Annotated in this window: 27 protein-coding genes; 14 read left to right on the top strand and 13 right to left on the bottom strand. The window is 68.2% G+C overall.

The window, feature by feature from the left end; all coding sequences use genetic code 11:
- The first annotated feature begins 1,081 nt into the window (after positions 1-1,081).
- From ACR9E9_RS07135 to ACR9E9_RS07125, 3 genes are read left to right on the top strand one after another with little or no spacing between them, the layout of a single operon-like run.
- Positions 1,082-1,744, top strand: coding sequence for an acyltransferase (locus ACR9E9_RS07135; RefSeq protein ID WP_435203092.1), 663 nt, complete (start codon positions 1,082-1,084; stop codon positions 1,742-1,744).
- Positions 1,741-2,622, top strand: a complete 882-nt coding sequence (locus tag ACR9E9_RS07130; RefSeq protein WP_435203090.1) for a glycosyltransferase family 2 protein — start codon at positions 1,741-1,743, stop codon at positions 2,620-2,622. The genes ACR9E9_RS07135 and ACR9E9_RS07130 overlap by 4 nt, the downstream gene beginning before the upstream one ends.
- A 2-nt stretch (positions 2,623-2,624) precedes the next feature.
- Positions 2,625-3,755, top strand: coding sequence for a glycosyltransferase (locus ACR9E9_RS07125; RefSeq protein ID WP_435203088.1), 1,131 nt, complete (start codon positions 2,625-2,627; stop codon positions 3,753-3,755).
- Positions 3,756-3,957: 202 nt separating this feature from the next.
- On the opposite strand, the gene ACR9E9_RS07120 is transcribed toward ACR9E9_RS07125, so the two are convergent.
- Together ACR9E9_RS07120 and cysD are read right to left on the bottom strand one after the other, a co-directional pair.
- Positions 3,958-5,202 carry a sulfate adenylyltransferase subunit 1 gene (locus tag ACR9E9_RS07120; RefSeq protein ID WP_435203597.1) on the bottom strand — a complete coding sequence of 415 codons (1,245 nt, stop codon included), beginning with the start codon at positions 5,200-5,202 and terminating at the stop codon, positions 3,958-3,960.
- A gap of 14 nt (positions 5,203-5,216) precedes the next feature.
- Positions 5,217-6,128: a sulfate adenylyltransferase subunit CysD gene (gene cysD / locus ACR9E9_RS07115; protein WP_435203086.1), complete on the bottom strand. Its 912-nt coding sequence runs from the start codon at positions 6,126-6,128 to the stop codon at positions 5,217-5,219.
- A gap of 138 nt (positions 6,129-6,266) precedes the next feature.
- Between cysD and cysC the strand changes: the two genes are divergently transcribed.
- Positions 6,267-7,484: an adenylyl-sulfate kinase gene (gene cysC, locus ACR9E9_RS07110; protein WP_435203084.1), complete on the top strand. Its 1,218-nt coding sequence runs from the start codon at positions 6,267-6,269 to the stop codon at positions 7,482-7,484.
- The gene (locus tag ACR9E9_RS07105) at positions 7,484-8,413 is read left to right on the top strand and encodes a sulfite exporter TauE/SafE family protein (RefSeq protein ID WP_435203082.1); all 930 of its coding nucleotides are present in this window, start codon (positions 7,484-7,486) and stop codon (positions 8,411-8,413) included. The genes cysC and ACR9E9_RS07105 overlap by 1 nt, the downstream gene beginning before the upstream one ends.
- An 11-nt stretch (positions 8,414-8,424) precedes the next feature.
- Here the strand turns inward: ACR9E9_RS07105 and ACR9E9_RS07100 are convergent, their stop codons facing one another.
- The 3 genes from ACR9E9_RS07100 to ACR9E9_RS07090 are packed head-to-tail and all read right to left on the bottom strand — an operon-like array spanning position 8,425 to position 11,076.
- Positions 8,425-9,054: a sugar transferase gene (locus ACR9E9_RS07100; RefSeq protein WP_435203080.1), complete on the bottom strand. Its 630-nt coding sequence runs from the start codon at positions 9,052-9,054 to the stop codon at positions 8,425-8,427.
- A complete protein-coding gene (locus ACR9E9_RS07095; protein WP_435203078.1) occupies positions 9,047-9,916 on the bottom strand; it encodes a sulfotransferase family protein in 870 nt (289 codons plus the stop codon). Before ACR9E9_RS07095 ends, ACR9E9_RS07100 begins: the two co-directional genes overlap by 8 nt.
- Complete coding sequence (locus ACR9E9_RS07090; RefSeq protein WP_435203076.1) at positions 9,913-11,076, bottom strand: glycosyltransferase family 4 protein; 1,164 nt, start codon at positions 11,074-11,076, stop codon at positions 9,913-9,915. The genes ACR9E9_RS07095 and ACR9E9_RS07090 overlap by 4 nt, the downstream gene beginning before the upstream one ends.
- A 120-nt stretch (positions 11,077-11,196) precedes the next feature.
- Here ACR9E9_RS07090 and ACR9E9_RS07085 point away from each other — a divergent pair, with 120 nt between their 5' ends.
- Positions 11,197-11,955: a 3'(2'),5'-bisphosphate nucleotidase CysQ gene (locus tag ACR9E9_RS07085; RefSeq protein ID WP_435203074.1), complete on the top strand. Its 759-nt coding sequence runs from the start codon at positions 11,197-11,199 to the stop codon at positions 11,953-11,955.
- Between the two features lie 12 nt (positions 11,956-11,967).
- On the opposite strand, the gene ACR9E9_RS07080 is transcribed toward ACR9E9_RS07085, so the two are convergent.
- Positions 11,968-12,816 carry a nucleotidyltransferase family protein gene (locus ACR9E9_RS07080; protein WP_435203073.1) on the bottom strand — a complete coding sequence of 283 codons (849 nt, stop codon included), beginning with the start codon at positions 12,814-12,816 and terminating at the stop codon, positions 11,968-11,970.
- Complete coding sequence (locus ACR9E9_RS07075; protein WP_435203071.1) at positions 12,813-13,091, bottom strand: hypothetical protein; 279 nt, start codon at positions 13,089-13,091, stop codon at positions 12,813-12,815. The genes ACR9E9_RS07080 and ACR9E9_RS07075 overlap by 4 nt, the downstream gene beginning before the upstream one ends.
- A 266-nt stretch (positions 13,092-13,357) precedes the next feature.
- Here ACR9E9_RS07075 and ACR9E9_RS07070 point away from each other — a divergent pair, with 266 nt between their 5' ends.
- Positions 13,358-14,992, top strand: coding sequence for an N-acetylmuramoyl-L-alanine amidase (locus ACR9E9_RS07070; protein WP_435203069.1), 1,635 nt, complete (start codon positions 13,358-13,360; stop codon positions 14,990-14,992).
- Between the two features lie 4 nt (positions 14,993-14,996).
- Positions 14,997-15,431, top strand: a complete 435-nt coding sequence (locus tag ACR9E9_RS07065; RefSeq protein ID WP_435203067.1) for a peptidoglycan-binding domain-containing protein — start codon at positions 14,997-14,999, stop codon at positions 15,429-15,431.
- A gap of 81 nt (positions 15,432-15,512) precedes the next feature.
- On the opposite strand, the gene ACR9E9_RS07060 is transcribed toward ACR9E9_RS07065, so the two are convergent.
- The 3 genes from ACR9E9_RS07060 to ACR9E9_RS07050 form a co-directional block, all read right to left on the bottom strand.
- Complete coding sequence (locus ACR9E9_RS07060) at positions 15,513-15,974, bottom strand: Hsp20/alpha crystallin family protein (RefSeq protein WP_435203065.1); 462 nt, start codon at positions 15,972-15,974, stop codon at positions 15,513-15,515.
- Positions 15,975-16,087: 113 nt separating this feature from the next.
- Positions 16,088-16,741: a hypothetical protein gene (locus ACR9E9_RS07055; RefSeq protein ID WP_435203063.1), complete on the bottom strand. Its 654-nt coding sequence runs from the start codon at positions 16,739-16,741 to the stop codon at positions 16,088-16,090.
- Between the two features lie 322 nt (positions 16,742-17,063).
- Positions 17,064-18,224 (bottom strand): NAD(P)-dependent malic enzyme, encoded by a 1,161-nt coding sequence (locus ACR9E9_RS07050; RefSeq protein ID WP_435203061.1) that lies wholly within the window; start codon positions 18,222-18,224, stop codon positions 17,064-17,066.
- Positions 18,225-18,416: 192 nt separating this feature from the next.
- Between ACR9E9_RS07050 and ACR9E9_RS07045 the strand changes: the two genes are divergently transcribed.
- The 3 genes from ACR9E9_RS07045 (at position 18,417) to sodN (ending at position 21,294) form a co-directional block, all read left to right on the top strand.
- A complete protein-coding gene (locus tag ACR9E9_RS07045) occupies positions 18,417-20,435 on the top strand; it encodes a hypothetical protein (RefSeq protein ID WP_435203059.1) in 2,019 nt (672 codons plus the stop codon).
- 32 nt (positions 20,436-20,467) lie between these two features.
- Positions 20,468-20,806, top strand: coding sequence for a S24/S26 family peptidase (locus ACR9E9_RS07040; RefSeq protein ID WP_435203057.1), 339 nt, complete (start codon positions 20,468-20,470; stop codon positions 20,804-20,806).
- An 86-nt stretch (positions 20,807-20,892) separates the two neighbouring features.
- A complete protein-coding gene (gene sodN / locus ACR9E9_RS07035; protein ID WP_435203055.1) occupies positions 20,893-21,294 on the top strand; it encodes a superoxide dismutase, Ni in 402 nt (133 codons plus the stop codon).
- Positions 21,295-21,374: 80 nt separating this feature from the next.
- Here the strand turns inward: sodN and ACR9E9_RS07030 are convergent, their stop codons facing one another.
- The 3 genes from ACR9E9_RS07030 to ACR9E9_RS07020 form a co-directional block, all read right to left on the bottom strand.
- Complete coding sequence (locus tag ACR9E9_RS07030) at positions 21,375-22,628, bottom strand: HD-GYP domain-containing protein (protein ID WP_435203053.1); 1,254 nt, start codon at positions 22,626-22,628, stop codon at positions 21,375-21,377.
- Positions 22,625-23,764: an HD domain-containing phosphohydrolase gene (locus ACR9E9_RS07025; protein WP_435203051.1), complete on the bottom strand. Its 1,140-nt coding sequence runs from the start codon at positions 23,762-23,764 to the stop codon at positions 22,625-22,627. Before ACR9E9_RS07025 ends, ACR9E9_RS07030 begins: the two co-directional genes overlap by 4 nt.
- A gap of 110 nt (positions 23,765-23,874) precedes the next feature.
- Positions 23,875-24,177, bottom strand: a complete 303-nt coding sequence (locus tag ACR9E9_RS07020) for a hypothetical protein (protein WP_435203049.1) — start codon at positions 24,175-24,177, stop codon at positions 23,875-23,877.
- Positions 24,178-24,307: 130 nt separating this feature from the next.
- On the opposite strand from ACR9E9_RS07020, the gene ACR9E9_RS07015 reads away from it, so the two are divergent.
- From ACR9E9_RS07015 to rsrA, 3 genes are all read left to right on the top strand, one after another.
- Positions 24,308-24,382 carry a 50S ribosomal protein bL37 gene (locus tag ACR9E9_RS07015; protein WP_435203595.1) on the top strand — a complete coding sequence of 25 codons (75 nt, stop codon included), beginning with the start codon at positions 24,308-24,310 and terminating at the stop codon, positions 24,380-24,382.
- Between the two features lie 304 nt (positions 24,383-24,686).
- Complete coding sequence (locus tag ACR9E9_RS07010; protein WP_435203047.1) at positions 24,687-25,337, top strand: sigma-70 family RNA polymerase sigma factor; 651 nt, start codon at positions 24,687-24,689, stop codon at positions 25,335-25,337.
- Complete coding sequence (rsrA, locus tag ACR9E9_RS07005) at positions 25,334-25,627, top strand: mycothiol system anti-sigma-R factor (protein WP_435203045.1); 294 nt, start codon at positions 25,334-25,336, stop codon at positions 25,625-25,627. The genes ACR9E9_RS07010 and rsrA overlap by 4 nt, the downstream gene beginning before the upstream one ends.
- Positions 25,628-25,635 lie beyond the last annotated feature (8 nt).

The following is a 25,635-nucleotide window of genomic DNA, read 5'->3' as shown; positions in this document are numbered from 1 at the left end:
CTCAGACCGCCGGGAACGTCGGCGAAACTTACCGTGTGGCCGCCCACCTCGGCCGCCGCACCGCCCAGGCGAGCTTCGCCCTAGCCCCACTTGGAGGGGGCTATTGGCTACTGACCGGAGGGTCAGTCACGGGGGCCGGAACCATCTCACTGCTGACGCTGGGACTGGGTGGCTACGCCTTCGTACGCGGCGTGCACAACGGATCACGGCAACTAGTACGACTGGTCGTGTGGGACCTGGCGGCCAGCCTCGGTGGCGTCGTTGCGGTTGCCACAATGCTGAGCCGAGGCCATACGGACGTCACCGTCCTCACCCCTCTGGCGATCTCCTATATCGCACTGTCAGTATTCGGTTGGCCACGAGGTGGGCATGGCAAGGCAGCCAACTCGAGCGAAATGGACCACTTCGTTCTTTGGGCGACGCTCGGGTCCTTAGCAAGTTCCGGTCTCATCCACATCACGATGCTTCTGGCCGAGCACCGACTGCTAGAAACGACCGCAGGTCAATTCGCAGCGGCAATCAACCTCGTCGCACCAGCGGCCCTCTTCGCAAACTCATTCTCCATGGTTCTGTTTCCTGAAATCGCCGCCGCCTTCGCCATTGGTGACGAGGCGCGAGCGGTCGCCCTGACGCGGCGGGCAACAGATGCGCTCGTTCTTATAATGGGGGCTGCCTTTGGAGCTCTGGTCCTCCTCGCACCATGGATCGTCGACTTTCTTTGGGGTGTTGACTTTGGACCCGCGGCGGCCATTTTCCCTGTCTTGTCCATCGGGCCACTCGCCCGTGCCGTGTCGATGCCCGCAGTTGCCTCGCTGAGTAGTCGTGAACGCGCAGGCGTCCGGGCCGCGACTACAGCGAGTTTCACCGGTCTGGCCGCAGCAGGACTCGTCTGGGCCTGCTTCTCCGAAGCTGGCTGGTTCACAGTCGCCGCCGGGTACTCGACCGCCTTGGTAGTGACGGCAGTCCGACTTATGGTCAAAGCTGCGCGTCGAGATGGCTTGGCTCTCATGGGGGCCTCGGCACGACTAGTGATTGGAGGCTTGGCCGTGACTGCGATCTACCTCTTACGCAATCGATTAGAATGGAGCCTCACGATGACCACACTCGCCTCCTTGGGCGCGCTTGGCGTATGGGCAATGGCCAACCGAACGGCACTATGCGATCTTATCCAGAGGAGGGTAGGGACATGAGGCTTGGGCGGTTCGCTTGCCGAGTCTTGTACATGCTAGTAGCGCGACGTCTCCCCCGAAGCAATGTCCCATGGGCTTTGGGGAGCGGGCGCCTACGCACACTCTTGGTTCGGGGGTTTGCGACCGGCTACGTTCACCCCACCGTGAACATCGAACACGGAGCCGAGATCACCACCTCGGAAATCACCGTCGGTTCACATTCTGGCATAGGTGTGAACTGCTGGATTCAAGGGCCTCTTTTTATCGGGGATGACGTCATGATGGGACCCGAGTGTCGGATTTACACCCGCAACCACGCTAGCAGTGACCTATCCTTGCCGATGCGCAAGCAGGGATTCGAACCACCTGAAGCCGTCATCATCGAGGACGACGTGTGGCTGGGAGCGCGCTCTATGATCATGCCAGGCACTAGGGTCGCGCGAGGTAGTATAGTTGCCGCTGCGTCAGTCGTAACCAAAGATGTGCCACCCTTCTCTGTGGTTGCGGGGACACCGGCCCGCATCGTAAGGAATCGCCGGGGTCCCGAAACACGCACGGAGGATTTCCCCACATGATCTCACTTCTCTGTCCGGTACGGAATGAGGCGAAGCACCTCCGAGACATGGTGGCGAGTTTGCAGGCCCAAACCGATGCGTCTTGGGAAGCAGTCTTCGTGGACGATGGCTCGAGTGATGGAACTGCGGAGATCCTCCGAGACCTCGCAACAGAGGACACCCGCATTCGCATCGTGCCCACCAGCGGGCCGCTCGGGAAAGTCGCCGCCTTCAACGCATGCTTCAGGGCATCCAAGGGCGACGCTATCTGCCATATCGGAGGCGACGACACGGCACCCCCGACAAGCTTGGCTAGTAGAGCTGGGCCACTGCGTGGCTTGAAGGGCACCGCCGCCACCTTCTGCAAATTCCGCACCATGGATGAGAACGGCCAAGGATTCTCGTCGCCTCTGCCTCGAGGGCCGCGCGGTAGCACCTCAAGTGCTGGCACGACCATGAACCGCGCACTGGCGGATCTCCTCTTCCCCATACCGGAGGGGTTGCCTGCAGAGGATATCTGGCTCGGGCGTGGGTCGGAGTACATCGCAGAAACCGTGATCCATGTCGAGGCAGTCGTCTTGAACTATCGACAGCATGTAGGCAATTCGAATCCACGCGGACGCCCCTACGGCGAGATGACAGAAGCGATTCATTCACGTCAGCGAGCAAAACAAATCCTATGTAGGCACGACCTGCCTTTGAGCGATGATGGCCGTCAACGGCTTGCTCTCGAATGGGCTGCCGAGGTCCACCGATACCGTGGTCAGTATACTTCCCTCCTGCGGATGAGCAGATTACCCCTCCGGGATAGGGTCGGCATCCTGTCAATGTCGCATCCCGCTCTTTGGCAGCTTCGGAAAGCGCTCGGCATTCGGGCTACCGGTTGGCGAGGCCGTTGACAATGGCTAAAATTCTTCTGTTGAGCAACCTTTTCCCCACGGTCGCACGTCCAAGCGGCGCTCCCTTCATTAGTGAACGCATCGTCGAACATCGCGCGGCCGGCCATCAGATCGATCGAATAGACCTCAGATTGGCTCCTTCAACTCCGTTACGGCTAATCTTAGAGAAATCGGGTCGCGACGTTGAAGACCCAACACTTGACTCTGCACCCTTCATCAGGCTCACCTCTGGCCTATTGGATTATCAACGAATGCACCGATCTAAGGACCGCGGCGCTTGGGCACGCAGGGCAGCCGAACTTGTCTCCAGGCGTTGCCTGGGAGATGACTATGATGTCATTCACGCTCACGGGATGTACCGGGTAGGCGCGGGGCTCGTAGCACAAGAACTGAGCGAGCGCACGGGTATTCCCTATGCTGTGACCATCCACGGGTCCGACCTATATAACGGAATGCATAGGCGCCCAAGCGAGTTCCGGAGGGCGCTCCGCGGGGCACATAGCGTTATGTACGTGAGTGCGCCACTGCGAGATGCGGCCGTCGGTCTGGGTGCGCCACTCGAGGGAGCCGTCGTCACGGGCAACGGAGTAGATTTGGACACGTTTACCCTCGGTAGTCAGGATCGGGACTTTGAAGTTCTGTTCGTCGGCAACCTCGCCTCGGTAAAAGGCGCCGACCGCCTTCCGGCCATCTTTCGTCGCGTGTCCTCAATGAACCCTCGGGCGAAATTCACGATCATCGGCGTGGGCGCACTGCGACAGGATATCGAAGAGGCAACGTCAGGGTTGCCCGTGAGCTTCCTGGGGGCACAGAATCGACGCAGTGTGGCCGCTGCTATGCGTCGAGCATCTGTTCAAGTGCTACCGAGCCGCAGCGAGGGTTGGCCCACAGTGATTAATGAAGCACTTGCCTCGGGAACCGCGATCGCGGCCACCAACGTCGGTGGGGTTGCTGCGGCCCTCGACCAACGCGAGTGGCTGGTTGATCCCGGCGCGAATGTCGAAGAGCGCATGGCCCGGCTCATTTCGCTCCTTCTCGAATTCCCTCCGGATCGGAGTGCGCTGCGCGGACGCGCCGAGAAGTTCTCATGGACGTCCATCGCAGCGATCGAACGTCAAGCCCTAGGCATATGATTTGCCTCGGAGAGGAAACCCCAGTCCAATGCATGAACCGTGCCACTTTCGTGGATACGGAGGCTCGGAATGTTTGGTGGCTCTTCATGGTCGAGGTTGCACTTTTCGGACTGAACCCCGCCGTCGCCCTGGTCCAGGCTGGCAAGCAGGCCAACCAGACCGCCTACGAGCGGTGCATCGGTGCTTTCGGGCAACCTTAAATTCAGCCGTTGACCATTCCAGCGCCAACGGTCACTCCTGTGGCCTCATCGATGAGAATGAAGGATCCGGTGGTGCGGTTCTTCTCGTAGGAGTCAACGAGCAGTGGCAGGGTCACGCGCAACTTCACCCGTCCGATCTCGTTGAGCAGCAGCTCGCCGGCGTCAGGGTCACGGTGCAGAGAGTTGACGTCAAGGCGGTACTGCACCTCCTTGACCATCGCGCGTGCGGTTTTCGTCGTGTGCTTGATCATCAGCTTCTGACGGGGGCGCAGCGGCGTCGGCGACATCCACGACACCATCGCGTCGATGTCCTGAACCGGCTCCGGCTGATTGTTGACCCGGGCGATCATGTCCCCCCGACTGACATCCACGTCGTCTGTGAGTCGCACCGTCACAGACATGGGCGGGTACGCCACGTCGAGTTCTTGGTCGTGCAGATCGATCGCCTCGATGGTGCTCGTCATCCCACTCGGCAGGACGACGACCTCGTCACCGGGCTTGAGGACACCACCAGCGACCTGACCGGCGTATCCACGGTAGTCGTGATACTCGTCGGACTTGGGCCGGATGACGTACTGCACCGGGAACCGGACGTCTCGCATGGCGCGGTCGGATGCGATGTGCACGTTCTCGAGGTGATGCAGCAGGCTCGCACCCTCGTACCACGGCATGTTTTCGCTCCGGTTGACGACGTTGTCACCCTGGAGCGCGGAGATCGGGATGACCGTGAGGTCAGGAATGTTCAGCTTGCTTGCGAAGGCGCTGAACTCCTCATCGATTTGCGTGTAGACATCTTCCGAGTAGTCGACCAAGTCCATCTTGTTGACCGCGAGCACGAGGTGAGGGACCCGCAGTAGCGAGAGCAGGACCGCGTGGCGGCGTGATTGCTCGGTCAGTCCCTGCCGAGCATCCACGAGCACCAGGCCGAGGTCAGCCGTCGAGGCCCCGGTGACCATGTTGCGGGTGTACTGCACGTGTCCCGGGGTGTCGGCGATGATGAACTTGCGCTTGGGCGTCGCAAAGTAGCGGTACGCCACATCGATGGTGATGCCCTGCTCTCGCTCGGAGCGCAGCCCATCGGTCAGCAACGCAAGGTCGGTGTAGTCGAAGCCCTTGTCCTGACTCGTCTTCTCCACCGAGGCCATCTGGTCCTCGAAGATCGACTTGCTGTCCAGCAGCAGTCGACCGATCAGGGTCGACTTGCCGTCGTCGACCGACCCTGCCGTGGCGAAACGCAGCAGATCCATACGGCGGTCATCCATCAGAAATACCCCAGCTTCTTGCGGTCTTCCATCGCTGCCTCGGAGAACTTGTCGTCGCCACGAGTGGCTCCACGCTCGGTGACCCGGGAGGCGGCAACCTCGTCGATGATCTTGTCCACCGTGTCCGCGTCCGACTCCAAGCAGCCGGTCAGGGTCAGGTCACCGACGGTGCGGAAGCGCACCCTGCGCTCGCTGACCGTCTCGCCCTCACGGCACGGGTTGTGCTCGCTCTCGCTGAAGAGCATCCCGCCTCGCTCGAAGACCCGCCGCTGGTGGGCGAAATAGATCGAGGGGATCTCGATGCCCTCCTGACCGATGTAGTCCCAGATGTCCAGCTCGGTCCAGTTGCTCAGCGGGAAGACCCGCATGTGCTCACCCTCGTGCAGTCGACCGTTGTACAGCGACCACAGCTCCGGGCGCTGCATCTTCGGGTCCCACTGGCCGAACTCGTCACGGTGGGAATAGACACGCTCCTTGGCGCGAGCCTTCTCCTCATCACGGCGGCCCCCACCGAAGGCAGCCGTATAGCCCTCGATCTCTATGGCATGCAGGAGCGTGCCGATCTGCAGGCGGTTTCGGGGGGTCTTGCCATCATCGACAACAACACCATCGGCAATGGCCTGCTCGACGGAGGCGACGTTCAGCTTCAGGCCCAGCCGATCGACCCAGGAGTCGCGGGTGGCCAGGACTTCGGGAAAGTCGTATCCGGTGTCCACCTGCAGGACGGGGAAGGGGATCCTGGCCGGGTAGAAGGCCTTCTCCGCCAGCCTCAGCATGACGATCGAGTCCTTGCCGCCGGAGAACATCAGCACCGGCTTCTCGAACTCGGACGCCACCTCGCGGAAGATGTGGATGGATTCGGCCTCGAGCTGATCCAACTGGCTCAGCCGGTAATCGGCATGCGTGGACATCGGCTCTCTCACGACGGGGACAAGGGATTGCGCGGCTCACGATAGCCCCTGGCCGCTGTGGAGTCCGCACGGGACTACGCCCTGGACGCTCCGGCGCTCAGCAGCACCCCCGCGTCGTTCACCTGACAGAATGCGGCGGTGACCGGAGCCCCCCGACCGCATCAGTACTGCCCCCCCTTCGACCAGCTCGATGCCCTCGAGCGCCTGCGCGTCACGGCGACGAGGGCGGTCCACCCGGCGCTCGAGCTCGACGCTGTGACGCAGCAGATGGCAGGACGCGACGGTCTTGAGGTCGTCGATCCCGAGGGTGTCCCCATCGCCCACTTCGCAGCGGAGCAGATCAGCGATCGGGGTGCGGACGGCCTACCGACGTGGTTGGGCAACTCATCCCCCCGCCCTTACGAGCGCTTCTATCTCCCGCCCGGTCACGTGCGCACCATGATGAGCCCCACTGCGCTGACCGTCGTCGTCGACAGGCGGTTGAACCGCAATGACATCACCGAGATCCGTCATGCGAGCGCCGGGCGTGCCGTGCTCCTCCTCGTCCTCTGCGGACCGACGATGTCGCCCTACACCCGCGGCGTGACGCTGCTTCGTCGCAGTCTCGAGGTCGCGCGCAGCCTCGAGGACGCGCGCGTCGTCGCCGTGCCCCTCGACCCCAAGGTCGCCGCTGACGACCCGGAACTGCAGGACGAGGTCGTCTCGGCCTACGCGCCGGGGCCGGTGGCCTGGCTCGGAGCCCACACCACGGGCCTCCCCGGCACCCGGACGATGGAGTACTCCGGGGCATCCGGCGGTCTCGTCCTCTTCTTCACGGGACTGTCCGGGTCCGGCAAGTCCACGGTGGCCAAGGCTGTCCGCGAGGCCATCCTCGAAGAGGACGGACGGCCTGTCTCCATCCTCGACGGAGATGTCGTCCGCCGCCACCTGTCTGCGGGCCTGACCTTTTCCCCCGAGGACCGGGAGACCAACATCCGTCGCATCGGCTGGGTCGCGGCCGAGATCAGCTACCACGGAGGGGTTGCGATCTGCTCGCCCATCGCGCCCTACGACTCCACCCGACGAGCGGTGCGCGCCATGGCGGCGGACCGTGGTGGCGACTTCGTGCTCGTGCACGTCAGCACCCCGGTGGGCGAGTGCGCCCGCCGCGACCGCAAGGGCCTGTACGCCAAAGCCCACGCCGGGGAGATCAAGGACTTCACCGGCGTGAGCGCCCCCTACGAAGCCCCCACCGACGCCCACCTCGATCTCGACACCTCGTCGATGACCGTTGAGCAAGCCCGCGATCGGGTCCTGACCCTGCTTCGTGACCGCGGCCACCTGGCCGATCCGCACCAACCCGAGTGGATGATCTGATGGGGGACGCCCCCTCTCTTCTCCTCGTCGCCTTCGGAGTCGGCATCGTCATCGGCCTGACCGGCATGGGTGGCGGCGCACTGATGACTCCGGCCCTGATCTTCCTCGGCATCCCGCCAACCACCGCCGTCGCCAACGACCTCGTCGCCGCCTCGGTCAACAAGAGCGTCGGGGCCGCAGTGCACTGGAGGTCGGGGTCCCCCAACCTTCACCTGGTCAAGTGGCTGCTCATCGGATCAGTCCCCTTCGCCTTCGCAGGTGCGTGGATCGTCAGGGCCCTGGGCAGCGACGCAGAGCAACAGTCCTTCCTCACGCTGGCCATCGGCGTGACGCTGGTCCTCACAGCGGCCACGTTCGTAATCCGCATGTACCTCGAGCTCTCCCGCGGGATCCTCGACGACCCCGATGCTCCCGACCCCGAGGTGCGGCCGCTGCCGACACTCCTCGTCGGGGCTGTTGGTGGTCTGCTGGTGGGCATCACGAGTGTCGGCAGCGGTTCGCTGATCATGGTCAGTCTCGTGTTGCTCTACCCCGCCCTCTCGGCCAAGCGCCTCGTGGGGACGGACCTGGTCCAGGCGATCCCGTTGGTCATCGCTGCCTCGGTGAGCCACGTGCTCGTCTCGGGCATCGACTGGGCGGTCCTCCTGCCGCTGGTCCTCGGTGGCAGCCCCGGGACGTACCTGGGCGCGCGCCTGGCGAACATCGTGCCGCAGTCGGTCACCCGACGCGGCATCGCGATCGTCCTGACCCTCACTGGCCTCGCGATGCTCGGCGTCGACCCCGTCTGGGTCGGGCTCATCGGCGGCGCGCTGGTCATCCTGGGCCCCGTGGGTTGGGGCATTCTCCGACGCGCCCACGGCGTGCCCGCCTTCGACCACCTCCCGGGCAGACTGCGGAGAGACACCGCCACGAGCAACGAGAAGGGCTGACGCGACCCGACTCAGCCGCGGCTGAGGGCCGGCGCCACCGTCGCAATGATCCACCGCAGATCCGCGCGCAGGGACCAGTTCTCGACATACTCGCGGTTGAGGCGCACCTTCTCGGGCCAGATGACGTCACGGTTGTAGGACTCCGGGTCCTCGGCAGCCGCGAGGAGCTCCTCCTCGTGGCGGAAGAGGACGGATGCGGGCCCGGTGATCCCCGGTCGCACGCTGAGCACGGCGCGGTCAGCACCTTCGAGGGCATCCGCCCACCCGGAGACATCGGGCCGTGGCCCGACGAGGCTCATCTCCCCACGCACGACGTTGACCAGCTGTGGCAGCTCATCGATCTTCAACCGCCGCAACCATGCACCCACCCTGGTGATCCGCGGATCAGTGCCCGCCGTCACCGTCGTCGTCACCCCGGCCACCCGGCGCATGGAGCGCACCTTGTGCACCCGGAAGGGTCGACCGTCACGTCCAATCCGCTCTTGGGAGAAGACTCCCCACTGGCGGGTACTCACCGTCGCCGCCACGACGCCGACCCCCATGACCGGTGAGGTGGTGACCAGTGCCGCCCCGCCGACGATGACGTCGAAAGCGCGCTTGCGGGCGCCCTGGGCCGACGTCAGGCCCGGCCGCTCAGGCATACCCGAACCGGGAGAGCGTTGCACCACCGAGGGTCTCCAGCCGGCTGACGGCGTCCGGACCCAGCTGGGACCGCCCCTTCCCCACGCTGCTGGTCATGACCTGACCCACCTCGGTGCGCTCCAGCCGGTCACCGATCCCCATGAAGTCAAGGCACCGCTGCGTCCCCGCCACCGGATCTGCCACATAGTCCTCGTAGCGGACCTCGAGCACCCGGTCGGCATCCACGGCGGCAAGTGCATCGGCAGACTGCACGACGCACCGCTGCCACTGGATGAAGGCCAGCTCCTCCAAGGGATGGTCTCGCTGGAGCTCGCGGAAGTCCTGTGGACGAGGGCCCCACCACGTGCTGACCTTGAGGTCGTTCGCGTCGGAGCGTGCGTCCCCGGACGTACGCTGACGGACCCGTTTGGCCAGGAAGTCGCGCAGATGCCTCGGCAGGTCGGTCGGCGGGACGAACCGCACCTTCTTCAGGGTGTAGGCGAGGTCGAACTCCGCGTTCCACCGCTTCATCGTCGAGGCCGTGGCGTCCAGACCGTCCCGGCGGATGAAGATGAACTTCGCATCGGGGAGGGCACGGGCGACGAAGGGGACCCGCAAGCTCGTCGCGCAGGTCTTCTCGACGACGATCTCCGCGTTGTCACGGCGCCGCCGCCGCTCGAAGACGGACTGCAGGTAGCTCGCCGTCCGGTCGGCCCGACTCGCGGGGACCTCGTCGTGATCGAGATCGAGGTTGCCGTGCTTCCACACGAAGTTGATCTCGTCGCACGGCCACGTGGTCACTCCGGGCGCGGACGTGAGCACATCCCGAAGCATGTTGGTGCCCGAACGTGGTGCGCCGACGATGATGATCGGTTGACTCATCCTGCCCTCTCCTCGTTGATGTCCCCGAGCATCTCACTCCACCGACGCAGTGCGCCCTCCTGGGCAAACCTGGCCGTGGCGTACACCTCAACGGCCGCTCGCTGATGGGTCAGCCCGTCACTGACCAGGCCTTCGTGCGCCTCGGTGAGCGCCCCCACGAGCCGTTGCTCGTCGTCGGCAGCCGCGGTCCAGCCGAGCTGGTGCTCCCTCACCGAGGTCGCGAGCTCGCTGTCCTGCTCGCACAGGACCAGCAGCGGCAATCCCTCCCCTGCGTAGGTCGCGGTCTTGCTCGGGTATGCGTAGCGCACGACCTCGGGCACGAGAGCGACCAGCCCCAGGTGCGCCGTCCGCATCAAGGCCTTGGCTGAGCTCGGTGGCCCCTGCGGCAGGAAGACCACCCGCGCTCCCCGGTGGTCACCCAGTGCCGCCGCAGCGCGCTCGACGTCGGCGAGCGCCCTCCCTTCGCCCATGAAGACGACCTCGACTCGCACCTCGTCCGGCAGCCCGCCGAGAGCGGCGACCACGGAGTCCAGGCCCTGGAAACGGCCGAGGTTGCCGGTGAAGACCACGCGCAGGACACCCGGCGCCGGCTGCCCCAGCGGCGACGGCCGGGCTTCATCGAAGTCCGGCAGCGCCCAGTTGTTCAGGATGACCACGCGGTCGGCGAGGGCCGGATCCCGCCCGACGACCGTGCGACGCATGTCCTCCGAAAGCACCACGATGCGGGAGGCTCTGCGCATGGTGGCCAGGTCCAGGCGCGCGAGGAGCCGATACAGCACCGGGTTGCTGAACTCACCGGAGATCCTGCCGATCTCGGGGTGCAGGTCCATGCAGTGGTAGACGAAGGTGGCCCGACGAAGGCGCGCTGCGGCAGAGACCGCCCACCCCAGCGTCACCTGCGGCACCGTCGAGCACATCACGACATCCGGTCGTCGGCTGGTGAGGATCCGCAGAGCCACGAGAGCGGGAAAGACCACAAGGTTGGCCAGTTGCCGCCACCCTCCCGAGCGGTCCCGGAAGACCGGAAGTCGACGGATGCGGAAGCCCTCGAGACCCTCGCTCCACGGGCTGGGTCTCCCCGACGACGCGTAGGACGGTTGCCCGCTCAGCACCTCGACCGAGTGGCCGTCCTCGGCCCACTGGTGGGCAATCTGCCGCACGAAGGAGGCGTAGGGAGGGGAATCCGGCCAGAAATATCGATGGATCGCGATGACGCGCACTAGTGCCTCTCAGATCGGTCGGCCCGGCTCAGCATCCTAGTGCTGCATAGGCTGGTCGCCATGACGCCCCTTCGGGACGACCACACTCTCGCCACGACGCTGGCGACCGCGGCCGGTGCCGTGCTCCTGCGCGCCCGCGAGGAGAACGCTGACCTTGAGCCCACGGCCCTCAAGGACCTCGGCGACCGTGTCTCCCACGAGTTCCTCATGACCGAATTGGTCCGACTTCGCCCCGACGATGCCGTGCTCTCCGAAGAGGGCGCCGACGACCTCGCACGGCTGACGGCCGAACGAGTCTGGATCGTCGACCCCCTCGACGGCACCCGAGAGTTCAGCGAGGTCGACCGCGACGACTGGGCCGTGCACGTGGCCCTGTGGCAGAGGGGTGAGCTGATCGCCGGAGCCGTGGCCCGCCCAGCACGGGGGGTCACCTACTCCAGCGCTGGGACCGATCCGGCCGCGGGGGCGGCCGGGACACCCCTTCGCCTCGCCGTCAGCCGCAGCCGCCCACCGGAGTTCGTCACCCGTCTCGCGGACCACCTCGGCGCCGACCTCGTGGCGATGGGCTCCGCGGGAGTCAAGGCCATGTCCGTCCTCGACGGCCTGGCCGATGCCTATGTCCACTCCGGCGGGCAGTACGAGTGGGACTCCGCCGCGCCCGTGGCCGTGGCACGCGCGCACGGCCTGCACACCAGCCGGATCGACGGCTCACCGCTGGAGTACAACAGCGAGAGCCCGTACCTGCCCGACCTCATCGTCTGTCGACCCGAGATCGCCGAGGTCGTCCTCGCCGGTATCCGCGCCGTCGACGCCGACTGACCTCCCGAGCGGCTACCGCCTCAGGGTGCGACCGATCCTCGAACCCAGGATCTGCCACCGACTGCGATAGGCGAGGCCATGAGCGTGGGCCCAGAATCGGGCGGTAGCCGGATCAAGGGTCAGCTGCTGCCAGACCACCCGCGGTATCTGCCCGGGCGCCCGCCGGATCAGGTCGACGATGAGATCGCGGGTGCTGTTGCGGGCCCCTCGCGCCTGCCAGCGGCGGTACCCCGGTGGAGGCGGATCGACCGGCGCTCCCCCGCCCAGCGCCGTGATGAGCGGCGCGGCCGTGTGCCGTGCACCCACTGACAGCGCCGCCTCCGCCACCTCTGCAGCGTCGAAGTGCTCTGCGGCAGAGACGACCCGAGCCGCAGACGCTGCGCGGCGCCCCTCCTCGAGGAGCTTCATCGCGTTGAGCGCCTCGAGGACCAACGCGTGCTCACGTCCCACGGTGACCACCGCCTGGTGGGCGACCTCCACCTGGGTGCGCCGATCCCAGAGCGTCTCGAAGGCCGCGGCCCCGGTCAGCAGACCGCTGAAGCGGTGGTGCAGGTCGAGCGTGACGGGGAAGAGCGCGTGCCTGAAGGTCGTCGAGTAGATGATCTCGTCGAGTGCCGATGGGAACCAGTGCGAGATGACCGACCACTTGGCGCCGGCGAGCGCCTCGGTCGCCGTGGCACGGTCGTCCTCGTGGATGAGCAGGTCGATGTCGTTGCTCTGTCGTGGTGGCCGCACACCCAGGGCGACGAAGGCCGGCCCCTTGATCGCCAAGGAGCGGACGCCGACGCCGTCGAGCATCCTCTGCAGGTGGACGGTGCCGATCGGGACCGCCTCGGCAACCGTCAGCGGCTCGGGGCTCACCGGTCCACGTCCACGGTCTCGATGGCGCCCACACCGGAGAGGGAGTCCACGAAGGCCTGCACGAGGTCCGGCCCGTCGTCGTGCACGAGTTCGCTGGCCCGCGAGCACAACTCGGACTCCGACACGGGTCCCTGCGCCAACAGCCGCCACAGGTCCGCGAAGACCGGCGGCACGAGCATCGGTGGCGCGTGCGCGGAGCCGGTGTCGATCAGGGCGATACGGTCGTCGTCACCGACCCAGGCGATCCCATCGGCGATGCACCAGTGGACTCGCATCGGGTGTGTCGACCTCCTCGTGGCATGGCGTGGCGTGCTTGCGAGGCTACGGTCTCCGTCGAACAAACTCGACCGCGGCCTGCCCTGCATGGCCGCGGAAGCAGCGCTGTACGAGGGTTTTTCGTTCCGCAGGACAAGAGGCCCGCAAGGCGATAGGTTGCGCGCGAGTCACCTCCACCCCCTGCGAATCCCTTTTACGAAAGTGCGATCTCATGCTGCCCAAAACCCCGATCCGAGCCTCTCCTACCCGCGCCATTGCCCTGCGAATGCTTGTCGCCGGCGCCGTCGTCCCGGCCCTCGTCATGGGTCCGACGGTCACGTTGTCCGCGCAGGGTGATGACCCCGAGCCGGTCGACACCTCGATGCAGACGGTGCCGGTGGCCGGGATCAGCACGGAAGCAGCCACCGATACGCGCAATGTCGCGTACAACGCCCCGCCCGCGGCGGAGCACTCCCAGGTCAGCGCCGTGCTGACCGAGAGCCCCCACGACGAGGTCGAGCCCGATGACGACGACCTGGTCGCGCTGACGAAGAAGCAGAGCACTGAGAAGTTCTCCGCGCTCGGCGTCACGTGGGAGTCCGAGCAGGAGCCGGTCGAGGTGTGGGTGCGTACCAAGACCGCAGCGACGACCTGGTCGAACTGGGAGTACGTCCCCTCGTCGCAGGACCACGCGCCCGACCCGGGGACGAGCGAGGCGGCCGGCCAGGCCCGGGCCGGGACGGACCCGTTGATGGTTCCGGAGTCCGACGGGGTCCAGGTCCGCGTCGAGGCGAAGGACGGGAGCGCGCCCACGGGGATGAAGGTCAACCTCATCGACCCGAAGCAGGCCGGTCAGGACGCCGAGCTCGACCAGCAGGTGGTCCCGCCGGGCAACGCGACGGCGGCGGCGACCCAGCCGGAGATCATCACCCGCGCGCAGTGGGGTGCCGATGAGTCACTGCGTCGACAGGACCCGCAGTACGGCACCGTCCGTGGCGGATTTGTCCACCACACCGCCAGCACGAACACCTACACCTCGGAACAGGTTGCGGCACAGCTGCGCTCGATCTACACGTACCACGTGCAGGGTCGCGGGTGGAATGACATCGGCTACAACTACCTCGTCGACAAGTACGGGCGCATCTTCGAGGGCCGGTACGGCGGGGTGGACAAGGCCGTCGTCGGTGCCCACACCGGCGGGTACAACTCGCAGTCCTTCGCGATGAGCGCGCTGGGCGACTACCAGAACGGTGGCCAGCCCACCGCCGCGATGGTGGACTCCTACGCGAAGCTGTACGCGTGGAAGCTCGGCCAGCACGAGGTCGACGCCACCAGCAGCGTGACCATCTACGGCAGGCAGTTCGACGCGATCAGCGGTCACCGCAACGCGATGAGCACCTCCTGCCCGGGTGACTCGCTCTACGCGCAGCTGCCGAAGATCCGTCAGGCAGCGCACGTGCTCCAGGGCTCGTCCGCCCCGGCACCGACGACGCCTCCTGTCACCGAGGCACCAGCACCTCCCCCCGTGTCGAAGCCGACCCCCAAGCCGAACCCCACGCCGACGCCGACGACGAAGCCCTCCTCGCCAGCCACGGTCAAGCACACCCTGCGCCGCGGCAGCCCCTACCGCGACGAGGTGCGCCTGCTGCAGCGCAAGCTGGGGATCACCGCCGACGGGGTCTTCGGGTCCGGCACCGAGGCCGCGGTCAAGCGCTACCAGCGCTCCAAGCGGCTGGGCGCCGACGGGATCGCCGGACCGAACACCCTTCGCGCCATGGGCCTGTACGGCACCGCCTCCACACCGGTGACGAAGCCGGTCCCCCCCCAAGCCGAAGCCGACCGCCAAGCCCAAGCCGACGACGAAGCCGTCCTCATCGGCACAGGTGAAGCACACCCTGCGCCGCGGCAGCCCCTACCGTGACGAGGTGCGCCTGCTGCAGCGCAAGCTGGGGATCACCGCGGACGGGGTCTTCGGGTCCGGCACCGAGGCCGCGGTCAAGCGCTACCAGCGCACCAAGCGGCTGGGCGCCGACGGGATCGCCGGGCCGAACACCCTTCGCGCCATGGGCCTGTACGGCACCGCCTCGGCGGCGAAGCCGGCCACGTCCAAGCCGAAGCCGACCGCCAAGCCGAAGCCGACGACGAAGCCCTCATCGTCGGCCACGGTGAAGCACACCCTGCGCCGGGGCAGCCCGTACCGCTCCGAGGTGCGTCTGCTGCAGCGCACACTGCGGATCACCGCGGACGGGGTCTTCGGGTCCGGCACCGAGGCCGCGGTCAAGCGCTACCAGCGCACCAAGCGGCTGGGCGCCGACGGGATCGCCGGGCCGAACACCCTTCGCGCCATGGGTCTGCGGTAACTCGACGCGAGCTGCCAAACACGCGAGAGGAGGGGGACACCAGATGGTGTCCCCCTCCTCTCGTGGTCTCCCCGTGACGGGTCAGGACCCGACGCGCTGCTGCTCGTCGGTGGTGGCGGACACCTCCAGCGGCTCCGCCCCCTTGCCCTCCACGGAGATCTGACGGGGCAGTGCGCGCTGATCCAGCGGCAGGGTCACCGTCAGGACCCCGTTGTCGTAGTTCGCCGTGATCCGGTCGGGGTCGATGTCGTCCCCGAAGGTGATCTGGCGGCGGTAGCTGCCCGAGAACCGCTCACTGGTCAGCCACTGGACTCGCTCCTCCGCCGGCGCCGTGCGGTGAGCGGTGAGGGTCAGCACGCCCCGACCCATGTTGACGTCGATGCTGCCGGGGTCCATCCCCGGCAAGTCCGCGTGGATGACGTACTGGTCGTCCACGCGGAAGACGTCCACCGGCATGAACTGCGGCGAGCGCGGCGTGGAGCGGGCTCCCAGCAGGCCTTGGGCCAGGGCATCCAACTCGGTGAGTGCATCCGAACGCATCATCAGAATCAACCTCCAACGATGAGGGCCACCCACCGCCCTCGCGGGGGTGGCGCTACCTGTACCGACACCCAAAAATTTAGCACTCTCCCCCGGAGAGTGCCAAGACCGCGCGGCTACTGCTGCGCGATGCCGATCACCGAGTCGGCCGACGCACGCTCGAGCTCCCGCGCGGCCGCCAGGGTGGCCGGGCCGGCGCTGTAGCTCTGCGACAGGGCCGCAGCGGTCAGGCCCCTGGCCGCGTGGCCGTCGGCGATCATCGCGGACTCGATCGCCGTGAGCAAGTGCACCGGGTCGGTGACTCCCAGCTGCCACCACCCGAAGGGGTAGTCGTACGTGCCGGTGTCATACCGGTGACGTCGGCCCTGGCTGAGGTCGTTCGGACCGCGCACCCATCCGTTGATCAGGACGATCGTCGGACGGGTCGCCCAGTCGAGCAGTCCTCGCGGGGTCCACGCACGCACGCGCCGCGACGGGGTGCTCAGGATGATCCGGCCCGGGTCGACGCTCGCCCACAGCATGACCGCCACCTGCTCGCCGCGTCGCCCGCGCAACACCAGACCGTGCCGGTGGATGTCGTAACGCCGGCAGCGGGCGGCCGAGACGATCACGGCGGTGACGACGCCGACGACGGCGACCGCGACGAGGAGCAGGATGCCGACGTCCCGGACGAAGTGGTCCCGGGCCCCGAGGGCCATGCGCCCGAGGGAGAGCACGAGCCACAGATCGAGCCCGAGAGCCGACATCCGACGGCCCAGCCCCATGGACACGCCGCCGCGCTGACACGCGACCATCGGTCCCAGGCCCCGCGGAGCGGGGCTCGAGGGACCCGCTCGCCCCGGGCGACCGTCCCTCATCGCAGACCTCCGTTCGCTCTCGCGGCTGCTGCCGGGACCTTACAAGCGAAGCCGGCGCCAGCCGAATCCCACGATGCTAGAGGGCGGGTCGCGAGGATGGCCACTGCACAGGGCTGCCCGTCTCGGGCCGACACCAGGACGATTTCGCGCAGGGAGGGGCCTCGGGTGGGTGGTTTCGAGGCTCCGGCCGCAGGCGGCCTGCGCACCGCAACCACCGTCAGTCGGCCTGCGCGCCTCAGCCGGCGTGGGCGGCGACGGCGGCGGCGACGGCCTCGGCGACGCCCTCCTGGAAGACGGGCGGGACGATGAGGTCGGCGCTCGGCTCCTCGACGAGGTCGGCGATGGCGCGCGCGGCGGCGAGCTTCATCTCCTCGCTGATCTGCACACCCCCGGCGTCCAGCGCCCCGCGGAAGATCCCGGGGAAGGCGAGCACGTTGTTGATCTGGTTCGGGTAGTCGCTGCGCCCCGTGGCGACGATCGAGGCGTACTTGTGCGCGATGTCCGGGTGGACCTCGGGCGTCGGGTTGGCCAGCGCGAAGATCATCGGGCCCTCGGCCATCGCCGCGACCTCCTCCTCGGGGACGGTGCCGCCCGAGACGCCGATGTAGACGTCCGCGCCCTTGAGCGCGTCACCGATCGTGCCGGTCTTGCCGGAGACATTCGTCGTGGCGGCGAGCATCTCCTTGTGCGCGACGAGGTCGTTGCGGTGCTTGCCGATGATCCCGCGGGAGTCGCACACGACGACATCGGTGACCCCGGCCAGCTGCAGCAGCTGGGTCACCGCGACACCGGCGGCGCCGGCCCCGGCGACGACGACGCTCAGCGAGCCGATCGTGCGGTCGACCACGCGGCAGGCGTTGATCAGCCCGGCGAGCACGACGATCGCCGTGCCGTGCTGGTCGTCATGGAAGACGGGGATGTCCAGGCGCTCACGCAGCTTGCGCTCCAGGTCGAAACACCGTGGCGCGGAGATGTCCTCGAGGTTGATCCCACCGAAGCTCGGCGCCATCCGCGCGATCGCGTCGACGAGCTCGTCGACCGACCCGGACTCGAGGCACACCGGGATGGCGTCCACCCCGGCGAAGTGCTTGAAGAGGACCGCCTTGCCCTCCATGACCGGCATCGCCGCCAGCGGGCCGATGTCCCCCAACCCGAGCACCGCCGTGCCGTCGGTGACGACGCCGACCGTGTTGTTGCGGGCGGTGAAGCGACGCGAGAGGGAGGGGTCCTCCTCGATCGCCAGGCATACGTCCGCGACACCGGGGGTGTAGAGCAGGGAGAGATCGTCCTGGTCACGCAACCGCTTGGTGGCGCGTACCTCGACCTTGCCACCCTCGTGAGCGACGAACTGCGGGGCAGTCAGGTCGTGGGTGGTGGTGGGCTCGGACGCAGACACGGCAGACAAACCTCGGGAGAATCGAAAAGGATCAAAGGAGAACGCCCCTGGGCGGCCGGGTGTGGCCACGACGGGCGGCGGGTGAGCCGCAGACATCTTCCCACACGAGGGGGCTTCGCTCTACGATCACCTCACCGTCGAGCGAGCCATCGCCTGACCTCCCGTTCCACCCCTTCTGCTCCGGGAGCACCGATGCGCCCTCGCGCCGTCCTCGCCCTGCTCGTCACGACCTGCATGACCGCCGCCCTCGCCGGGCAGGCGCAGGCCGTCGCACCCCCTTCGCCCTCGCCGTCCGCCGGGCCGGACGCCCGCGTCCGCCTGACCGGTGAGTTCGTGCGCACCTCCGTCGAGCGGGCCGGAGACCGGCAGCACACCGCGGTCCGCGTCGGCACCCGCTTCGTCCCCGTCACCGGGGACGAGCTCGAGGAGGTCACCGCGCGCTCGACGGTGACCGTCGACGTCGCCGTCCCGCAGGTCGTCACCGACGCCGCAGCAGCCGACACCACACTCTCCGTCCCCGCCGTCGGCGCACGGCCGCAGCGGCACGACCTCGACCCCGCCGACCTGCGGGCCGCCTCCGACAGCACGCCGGCCGCCGCGGCGTCGACCATCGGCCGGGCCACCACGGACGCCGCCTTCACCCCCGGCGCCGAGCCGCTCGACGTCCAGGCCCTCGTCACCACGTCCGCGGCGAAGGCCGCGTACTCCCCCGCGACCCGGCGCATCACCTACGTCGAGGTCACCCCGCGCGGGCTGACCCGCTCCCCCGTGACCTCGGCGCAGGCGCAGACGCAGGTGGCCGGCGCCGACGCCTACTGGCGCGACAACTCCCGCAGCGAGCTCAAGGTCGGCGCGCCCACCGTCCGCACGCGCATCGCCTCGGCATACTCCTGCACCGACGACCCCTTCGCCATGTGGTCCGAGGCCGCCGAACGCACCGGCTGGCGACTCGTCGACAACACCAGCCTCGTGCTCGTGCTCCCCCGCGCCGCCGACCGCGCCGGCTGCGGGTACGGACTCGGCATGGTCGGCAGCTCCCCCAACGACGGCGGGATCGTCCAGGTCGCCGACACCGCGCACCCCGTCCTCAGCCACGAGCTCGGGCACAACATGTCCCTCGGGCACGCCGACCTCCTCGCCTGCAGCGCACGCAGCGACGCCCCCCGGGCGAGCACGGGCCTGTGGTCCAACGGCTGCCAGGAGGTGGAGTACGGCGACGGCTTCGACATCATGGCCCTCAACGACCGGGTCTCCACTCCCATGCTCTCCGCGCCGCAGGCGGTGCGTACCGGCATGCTGTCCCCGGCCGCGACCGCGACGGTCGGCCGCGGCACGACCGAGGTCACCCTGCGCCCCGTCTCCGGGCGGGCCGGGACGCGGGCGGCGCGCGTGACCAATGCCGCCACCGGCGTCACCTACTACGTCGAGTACCGCACCGCCACCGGCCGGGATGCGAGCAACGCCTGGCAGATGAGCTCCGGTGTGCGCGTACTGCGCCACAACCCCGCCTACGACTCCAGCGTCCTGCTCGACCCCACCCCCACCGGTGGCCACGACCTCGACACCGCCCTCGAGGCCGGACGCAGCCTGAGCAGCTATGACGGCCAGGTGCGGGTCACGACGCTCTCCACGAGCCCCGGCCAGGCGGTGGTGAGCATCTCCAACAGCGGGGCGGCTGCCCCCTTCGCCCTGGGGTCGGCACCACGGATCACCGGGACGAAGGGGGTCGGCCGCCCGCTCACCGCCTCGCCGGGCTCGTGGTCGCCCACCCCGTCCTCGACCACCTACCGGTGGAAGCGCAACGGCGCCTGGATCATCGGGGCGACGGGGCGGACCTACACGCCGACGACCGCAGACGCCGGGCGCTACCTCACCGTCACCGTCACCGCCCGCCGCAGCGGGTACACCTCGAAGGCAGCGACGTCCGCGCGCGTGGGCATCCCGATCCATGCGACGAAGCGGCCCTACCTGCGCGGGACGCCGAAGGCGGGCGCGACGATGACCGTCATGGTCGGTGCGTGGACGCCGCGCCCGACCTCGTACGCCTACCGCTGGTACCGCAACGGCGCGCCGATCAGCGGCGCCACGGCGAAGTCCTACCGGCTGCGGTCCGCTGACCGGGGACGGAAGGTGCAGGCCATGGTCACCGCCCGTCGCACCGGCTACTCGACCGGGCAGGTGCGCACCTACAGCACGACCATCGCCCGCTGACCGCGGCTCGCTCGCGGGAAGACCATGGGACGATGCGGCGCATGGTCCTCCCCGGCATCGCCCGCGTCTCCGGCGCCTCGATGGAGCCGACCCTGCACGCAGGTGACCTGCTGCTCGTGCTCTGGGGCGCGCGGGCGCGGGTCGGCTCGCTGGCGCTGGTGCGCCTGCCACGGGACGAGCACGGTGCCTCCCGACCGATCGCGGTCAAGCGGGTCACCGGGACCGACCCGGCCGACCCCGGCAGGTGGTGGGTCGAGCGGGACAACCCCCGGGCGGGAGTGGACTCCTGGACCGTCGGGTCGCTCGCGCAGGAGGCGATCCTCGCCCGGGTGTTATTGCGAATCGCGTGCAGGAGAAGGCCCTTCGCGTGACCTTCGAGGTCGGCCCGAGTAGGTTGAGAAGCGAGTCACCCCAACACCACGGTGACCCTTCGCCACCACGAGAGGAAGGCACCCACATGCGTCTTCGTGACATGTTCCAGATCACCGAGGTCAGCGCGCACTGCGACCTGCCCTGCGGCGTCTACGACCCCGCGCAGGCACGCATCGAGGCCGAGTCGGTCCTGCAGATCATCAAGAAGGTCGCCGACAACGACGACCCCGACTTCCGCACGCGCGCGGTCCTGATCAAGGAGCAGCGCAGCGAGCTCGTCAAGCACCACCTCTGGGTGCTGTGGACGGACTACTTCAAGCCCCCGCACTTCGAGAAGTACCCGCAGCTGCACACCCTCGTCAACGAGGCCACCAAGCTCGCGGGCGCCAGCGGCACGAAGGGTGAGTTCGACCAGGCGAAGGCCGAGGAGCTCCTCGCCAAGATCGCCGAGATCGACAAGATCTTCTGGGAGACCAAGCAGGGCTGACCTGCTCCTCCGCACGACGAAGGGGGCTCCCCGCACGCCAGGTGCGGGGAGCCCCCTTCGCTCGTGCCGGCGCCCGCAGATCAGGTGACGTGCTCCAGCGCCGCGACGACGTCGGGGTCGTAGTCGTAGCCCAGCCCGAGGTGGAGCCGCTCGAGCGCCACCTCCCGCACGCGCGCGGAGCGGGCACCCTCGGTGATGTCGTCCCAGGCGCTGGCCACCCGCACGATGCGCGACTCGAGCGGGATGTGCGCACCGAACTCCCGCGAGCGCCGAAAGGGGGTGCGCACGTGGTCGAGCAGCGGCACGAGGGTCGCCAGCTGCGGGCTGGACCCGACGACATGGGTGCTGACGACCGCGATCCGGTCCTCCACCTCGGGCCCCGCGTGGAGGGTCGCGCCGTCCCGCAACGGCTCGTCGAGGCCGAGCTGACCGACGTCGTGGAGCAGCGCGGTGCGCTCGATCTGGCGCAGCGTCCGTGAGTCGAGGTCCATCTGCTCGCCGATCGCCACGGCGAGCTCGGCCACGCGGTTGGGGTGCCCCGGCCGGGTCAGGCCGCTGACCGCGGTCAGGCGGGACAGCGCGAGCAGCGACTCCCCCATCGCCCGGCGGATCGCGAGGAGGCGGCGCACGGCGACGTAGGCCAGCAGCACCGGCAGCACGAGCAGCGGGATCGCCACCCAGCCGATGACCGGGTAGGCGAGCGCGATGAGCGGCCCGGAGGTGAGGATCGCCGCGGAGATCCGGGTCAGGGGTCCGCCCTCGTCGGCGAGGATCCGGGAGAGGCGACGCCCCTCCCCGAGCCAGGCCACGAGCACCTCGAGGATGCGCTGGGTCAGGCCGCCGGCCACCGCGGCGAGCAGCAGCACGAAGGCCGCCGTCGCCGGGCGCACGTCGTCACTGACGGCGACGTCGATGAGGACGCGGCCGTCGACGGTGATCCCCCGCGCGAGGAGGGTGGTGACCGCGAGGCCGAGGAACCGCGCGCCGAGCGACCCCTCGACGACCTTGTGCCCACCCGCTCGGGCGATGAGCCCGCCGACGAGGATGCTCAGCCAGATCATCGCGAGCACCGTGCAGGCGGAGGGCGGCTCCCCGTTGAAGGCGCTCCGGGTGAGGATGAGACCCAGCGCGGGTGCGGTCATCAAGGGCGCGATCACCTGCCGGGAGATCCGCATCGGCAGCTGCTCGCCGAGGACCATGGCGATGATCGACACGAGCACGAAGGGGGTCATCGCCCCCTCGGTGAGCTCCGCCTGCAGCGCGGCTGCCGAGCCGATGACGATCGCGAGGGCGAAGAGGACGAGGTCCAGCCGCGCGCGCATCGCGGTGATCACGACGCCTCCACCGCGGGCAGCTGGTCCCGCTCCAGCGAGCGCCGCAGGGCGGCGACGCAGGCCGCGTCGAGGGCGGTCCCGGCCAGCTCCTCGCACCGGCCCACGGCAGTCGCGCGGTCGCTCCCTTCGCCCACCACGCGGGCCCAGAGGTCGGCGACGGCCACGACGCGGGCCCCGAGGGGGATCTGGTCACCGCCCAGACCGTGGGGGCCGCCCTGCCCGTCGACCCGCTCGTGGTGGGCGGCGACGAGGAGCAGTGGTTCCTCGAGGAAGGTGATCGATCCCAGGACCGTGCGCGTCGCCGCCGCGTGGTCCCGCCGCACGATGGCCTCGGGGGCGCCGTCGAGGGCGAGCTTGCCGACGTCCCGGATCTGCGCGGCGGTGGTGATCTCGTCGATGGCCTGCGGAGTCAGGGCCAGGCTCGTGGCGATCGCCGTGGCCGCACCCGCGGCGAGCCTGGCCTCCTCTGCCGCCCCCGGGTGGCGCTGGTCGAGGGCGAGGACGAAGGGTCTGAGCATCTGGTGGCGGGTCGCCCACTCGACCGCGTACTGCTGCAGGCCCCAGTGGATGACGAAGAGCGAGGGGAGGAAGAAGACGGTCGAGGCCCATCCCATGCCCGCCGGCGCCCAGAGGATCACGAGGACGTAGGCGGCGAGCGCGTAGCTGGCGTAGGAGGCGAGCACCTGCCGCAGGAGGGTCGTGACGATGACGCGGAGGGAGCCGTCCGAGCTGATCTGGAGTACTCCGGCCAGCAGGAAGGAGTTGACGACGGCGGCCGTCAACGCGGCGACGGCCATCTGGGCCGCGAGCGCCCCCAGCGGGAGGTCCTCGGGGTGGGGGGCCAGGACCTGACCCCCGCTGAGCGTGTAGGCCAGCGAGCCCGCGGTGACGTAGAGGACGCGCTGGCTGACGTTGAAGACGCGCTTGAGGGCCTCGTTGCGGTCGACCAGGACGGGCAGGGACGCGACCAGGGCCGCTCCCACCGGGCCGAGGAGCGGGATCGCCGCGATCTGGATGATGCCGGAGGCCGAGACCTGGATCGGGCCGATGGCCTGGGGCCGGCCGACCGCTGCGATGAAGCCGACGACGAGCATGGCAACGAACCAGCTGAGCCGGTCCGGCGGTCCGGCGACCACGAGGGCGGCACTGCCGGCTGCCGCCGCCGCCAGGGAGACGGCGAGGACATAACCCTGAGTCGACCGAGGTGGGTCGGTCGACTCAGGCGGTGGGGCGGGCTGCGCGGTGCTCAGGCGTCGCCGAGGCGTGCCGGCTCGGCCGGGTCGGGCGCGGCCCAGTCATAGCCATAGTTGATGCTGGGCTTGGGCTTGGCCCAGTCGTAGCCGTAGCTGATCTTGGGCTTGGCCCAGTCGTAGCCGTAGCTGATGTTGGGCTTGGCCCAGTCGTAGCCATAGCTGATCTTGGGCTTGGCCCAGTCATAGCCATAGCTGATGCTGGGCTTGGCCCAGTCGTAACTACCCTGGATGGCGACCGATCCAGCGAACGCGGTGACGGCGAGTGCCCCGACAAGCATCGTGGTGATCTTGTTCACGTGGACATGATGGCACGACTGAGTACTACATGGGTAGACCTTCAGGGAATACTCAGGTAGCGGCTTGTGACAGAATATCCGAATTCCAGTCCTGCCCACCGGCAGGGCCGTCGTACTTGAGGAGGCACCGATGAGCAAGCGCGCCCGTAAGCGTCGTTCGCGTAAGGGCAAGGCCGCGAACCACGGCAAGAAGCCCAACACCTGAGCAGACCGCGCTTCGGCACCATGAGTGCCGAGCCGCGGCGAAGGGCCGCTGTCCCCCTGGGATGGCGGCCCTTCACCGTGTCTGGGTGGTGAGGGGTGCCACGACGCTGGGTGAGGCGTCACGCCATGATCACCGTCACGCTGCCCCCTTCGCACACCTGCTGGCCGCCACTCAGGGCGCGGGGGAATGGGCGCCGGCGGCGGGCTGTTGACCGAAGCGAAGAACCTGACGCAACGGACAGGAGTCCAGGGTGCTCGTACTGCACGCCGGAGAGCGCACCGCCACACCGCTAGGGTGGAGTGCGATGACGGAGCCCACGATCGACGACCTGACGGCGCAGGCGGATGCCGACGCCGCAGTGGACGTCGCCACCGAGACCACCGAGCAGCGCCGCACGCGCTTCGAGCGCGAGGCGATGCCGCTGCTCGACCAGCTCTACTCCGCGGCGCTGCGCACGACGCGCAACCCGACGGACGCCGAGGACCTCGTCCAGGAGACCTACGCGAAGGCCTTCGCCGCCTTCCACCAGTACCGCCCCGGGACGAACCTCAAGGCGTGGATGTACCGCATCCTCACCAACACCTACATCAACACCTACCGCAAGAAGCAGCGCGAGCCGAAGCAGTCCGACTCCCCCGAGGTCGAGGACTACCAGCTGCACAAGGCCGAGCAGCACACCTCCAAGGGGCTGCGCTCCGCCGAGGTCGAGGCGCTGGACCGGATGCCCGACACCGAGGTCAAGCGGGCGCTGCAGGACCTGCCCGAGGACTTCCGGATGGCGGTCTACCTCGCCGATGTCGAGGGCTTCGCCTACAAGGAGATCGCGGAGATCATGGGCACGCCCATCGGCACCGTGATGTCGCGTCTGCACCGGGGCCGGCGCCAGCTGCGCGCGAAGCTCACCGACTACGCCGCCGACCGCGGCGTCGAGGCCGCGAAGGGGGAGCTGTCATGAGCGACGAGCACATCGACTGCTCCCAGACGATGTACCGGATGACCGAGTACCTCGACGGCGAGATGACGGCGGAGGACTCGCGCCAGATCGCCGCCCACCTGACGACCTGCGCACCCTGCCTGTCCGAGCACGACCTCGACCGGATGCTCAAGGAGCTCGTCCACCGCTCCTGCACCCAGGAGCAGGCACCGGCTCAGCTGCGCACGCTGATCATGCAGCGCATCACCACGATCTGCGACGACGGGTCCTTCAGCGAGGTCACCCAGGTGAGACGGCTCTCCGAGGGCTGAGCGAATAG

It is taken from the genome of Janibacter sp. GS2 (assembly GCF_051200835.1).
Taxonomy (GTDB): Bacteria; Actinomycetota; Actinomycetes; order Actinomycetales; family Dermatophilaceae; genus Janibacter.
This window is presented reverse-complemented; position numbering and strand designations above follow the sequence as displayed.

Excerpts from the sequence above, each read along its gene's own strand:
- ACR9E9_RS07060 (WP_435203065.1), bottom strand. The coding sequence starts at position 15,974 with ATGATGCGTTCGGATGCACTCACCGAGTTGGATGCCCTGGCCCAAGGC.
- rsrA (WP_435203045.1), top strand. The coding sequence starts at position 25,334 with ATGAGCGACGAGCACATCGACTGCTCCCAGACGATGTACCGGATGACC.
- ACR9E9_RS07075 (WP_435203071.1), bottom strand. The coding sequence starts at position 13,091 with ATGCGAGTCCACTGGTGCATCGCCGATGGGATCGCCTGGGTCGGTGAC.
- ACR9E9_RS07040 (WP_435203057.1), top strand. The coding sequence starts at position 20,468 with ATGCGGCGCATGGTCCTCCCCGGCATCGCCCGCGTCTCCGGCGCCTCG.
- ACR9E9_RS07070 (WP_435203069.1), top strand. The coding sequence starts at position 13,358 with ATGCTTGTCGCCGGCGCCGTCGTCCCGGCCCTCGTCATGGGTCCGACG.
- ACR9E9_RS07095 (WP_435203078.1), bottom strand. The coding sequence starts at position 9,916 with ATGAGTCAACCGATCATCATCGTCGGCGCACCACGTTCGGGCACCAAC.
- ACR9E9_RS07130 (WP_435203090.1), top strand. The coding sequence starts at position 1,741 with ATGATCTCACTTCTCTGTCCGGTACGGAATGAGGCGAAGCACCTCCGA.
- ACR9E9_RS07105 (WP_435203082.1), top strand. The coding sequence starts at position 7,484 with ATGGGGGACGCCCCCTCTCTTCTCCTCGTCGCCTTCGGAGTCGGCATC.
- ACR9E9_RS07125 (WP_435203088.1), top strand. The coding sequence starts at position 2,625 with ATGGCTAAAATTCTTCTGTTGAGCAACCTTTTCCCCACGGTCGCACGT.
- ACR9E9_RS07135 (WP_435203092.1), top strand. The coding sequence starts at position 1,082 with ATGGAGCCTCACGATGACCACACTCGCCTCCTTGGGCGCGCTTGGCGT.
- cysD (WP_435203086.1), bottom strand. The coding sequence starts at position 6,128 with ATGTCCACGCATGCCGATTACCGGCTGAGCCAGTTGGATCAGCTCGAG.
- ACR9E9_RS07120 (WP_435203597.1), bottom strand. The coding sequence starts at position 5,202 with ATGGATCTGCTGCGTTTCGCCACGGCAGGGTCGGTCGACGACGGCAAG.
- ACR9E9_RS07045 (WP_435203059.1), top strand. The coding sequence starts at position 18,417 with ATGCGCCCTCGCGCCGTCCTCGCCCTGCTCGTCACGACCTGCATGACC.
- sodN (WP_435203055.1), top strand. The coding sequence starts at position 20,893 with ATGCGTCTTCGTGACATGTTCCAGATCACCGAGGTCAGCGCGCACTGC.
- ACR9E9_RS07100 (WP_435203080.1), bottom strand. The coding sequence starts at position 9,054 with ATGCCTGAGCGGCCGGGCCTGACGTCGGCCCAGGGCGCCCGCAAGCGC.
- ACR9E9_RS07010 (WP_435203047.1), top strand. The coding sequence starts at position 24,687 with ATGACGGAGCCCACGATCGACGACCTGACGGCGCAGGCGGATGCCGAC.
- ACR9E9_RS07085 (WP_435203074.1), top strand. The coding sequence starts at position 11,197 with ATGACGCCCCTTCGGGACGACCACACTCTCGCCACGACGCTGGCGACC.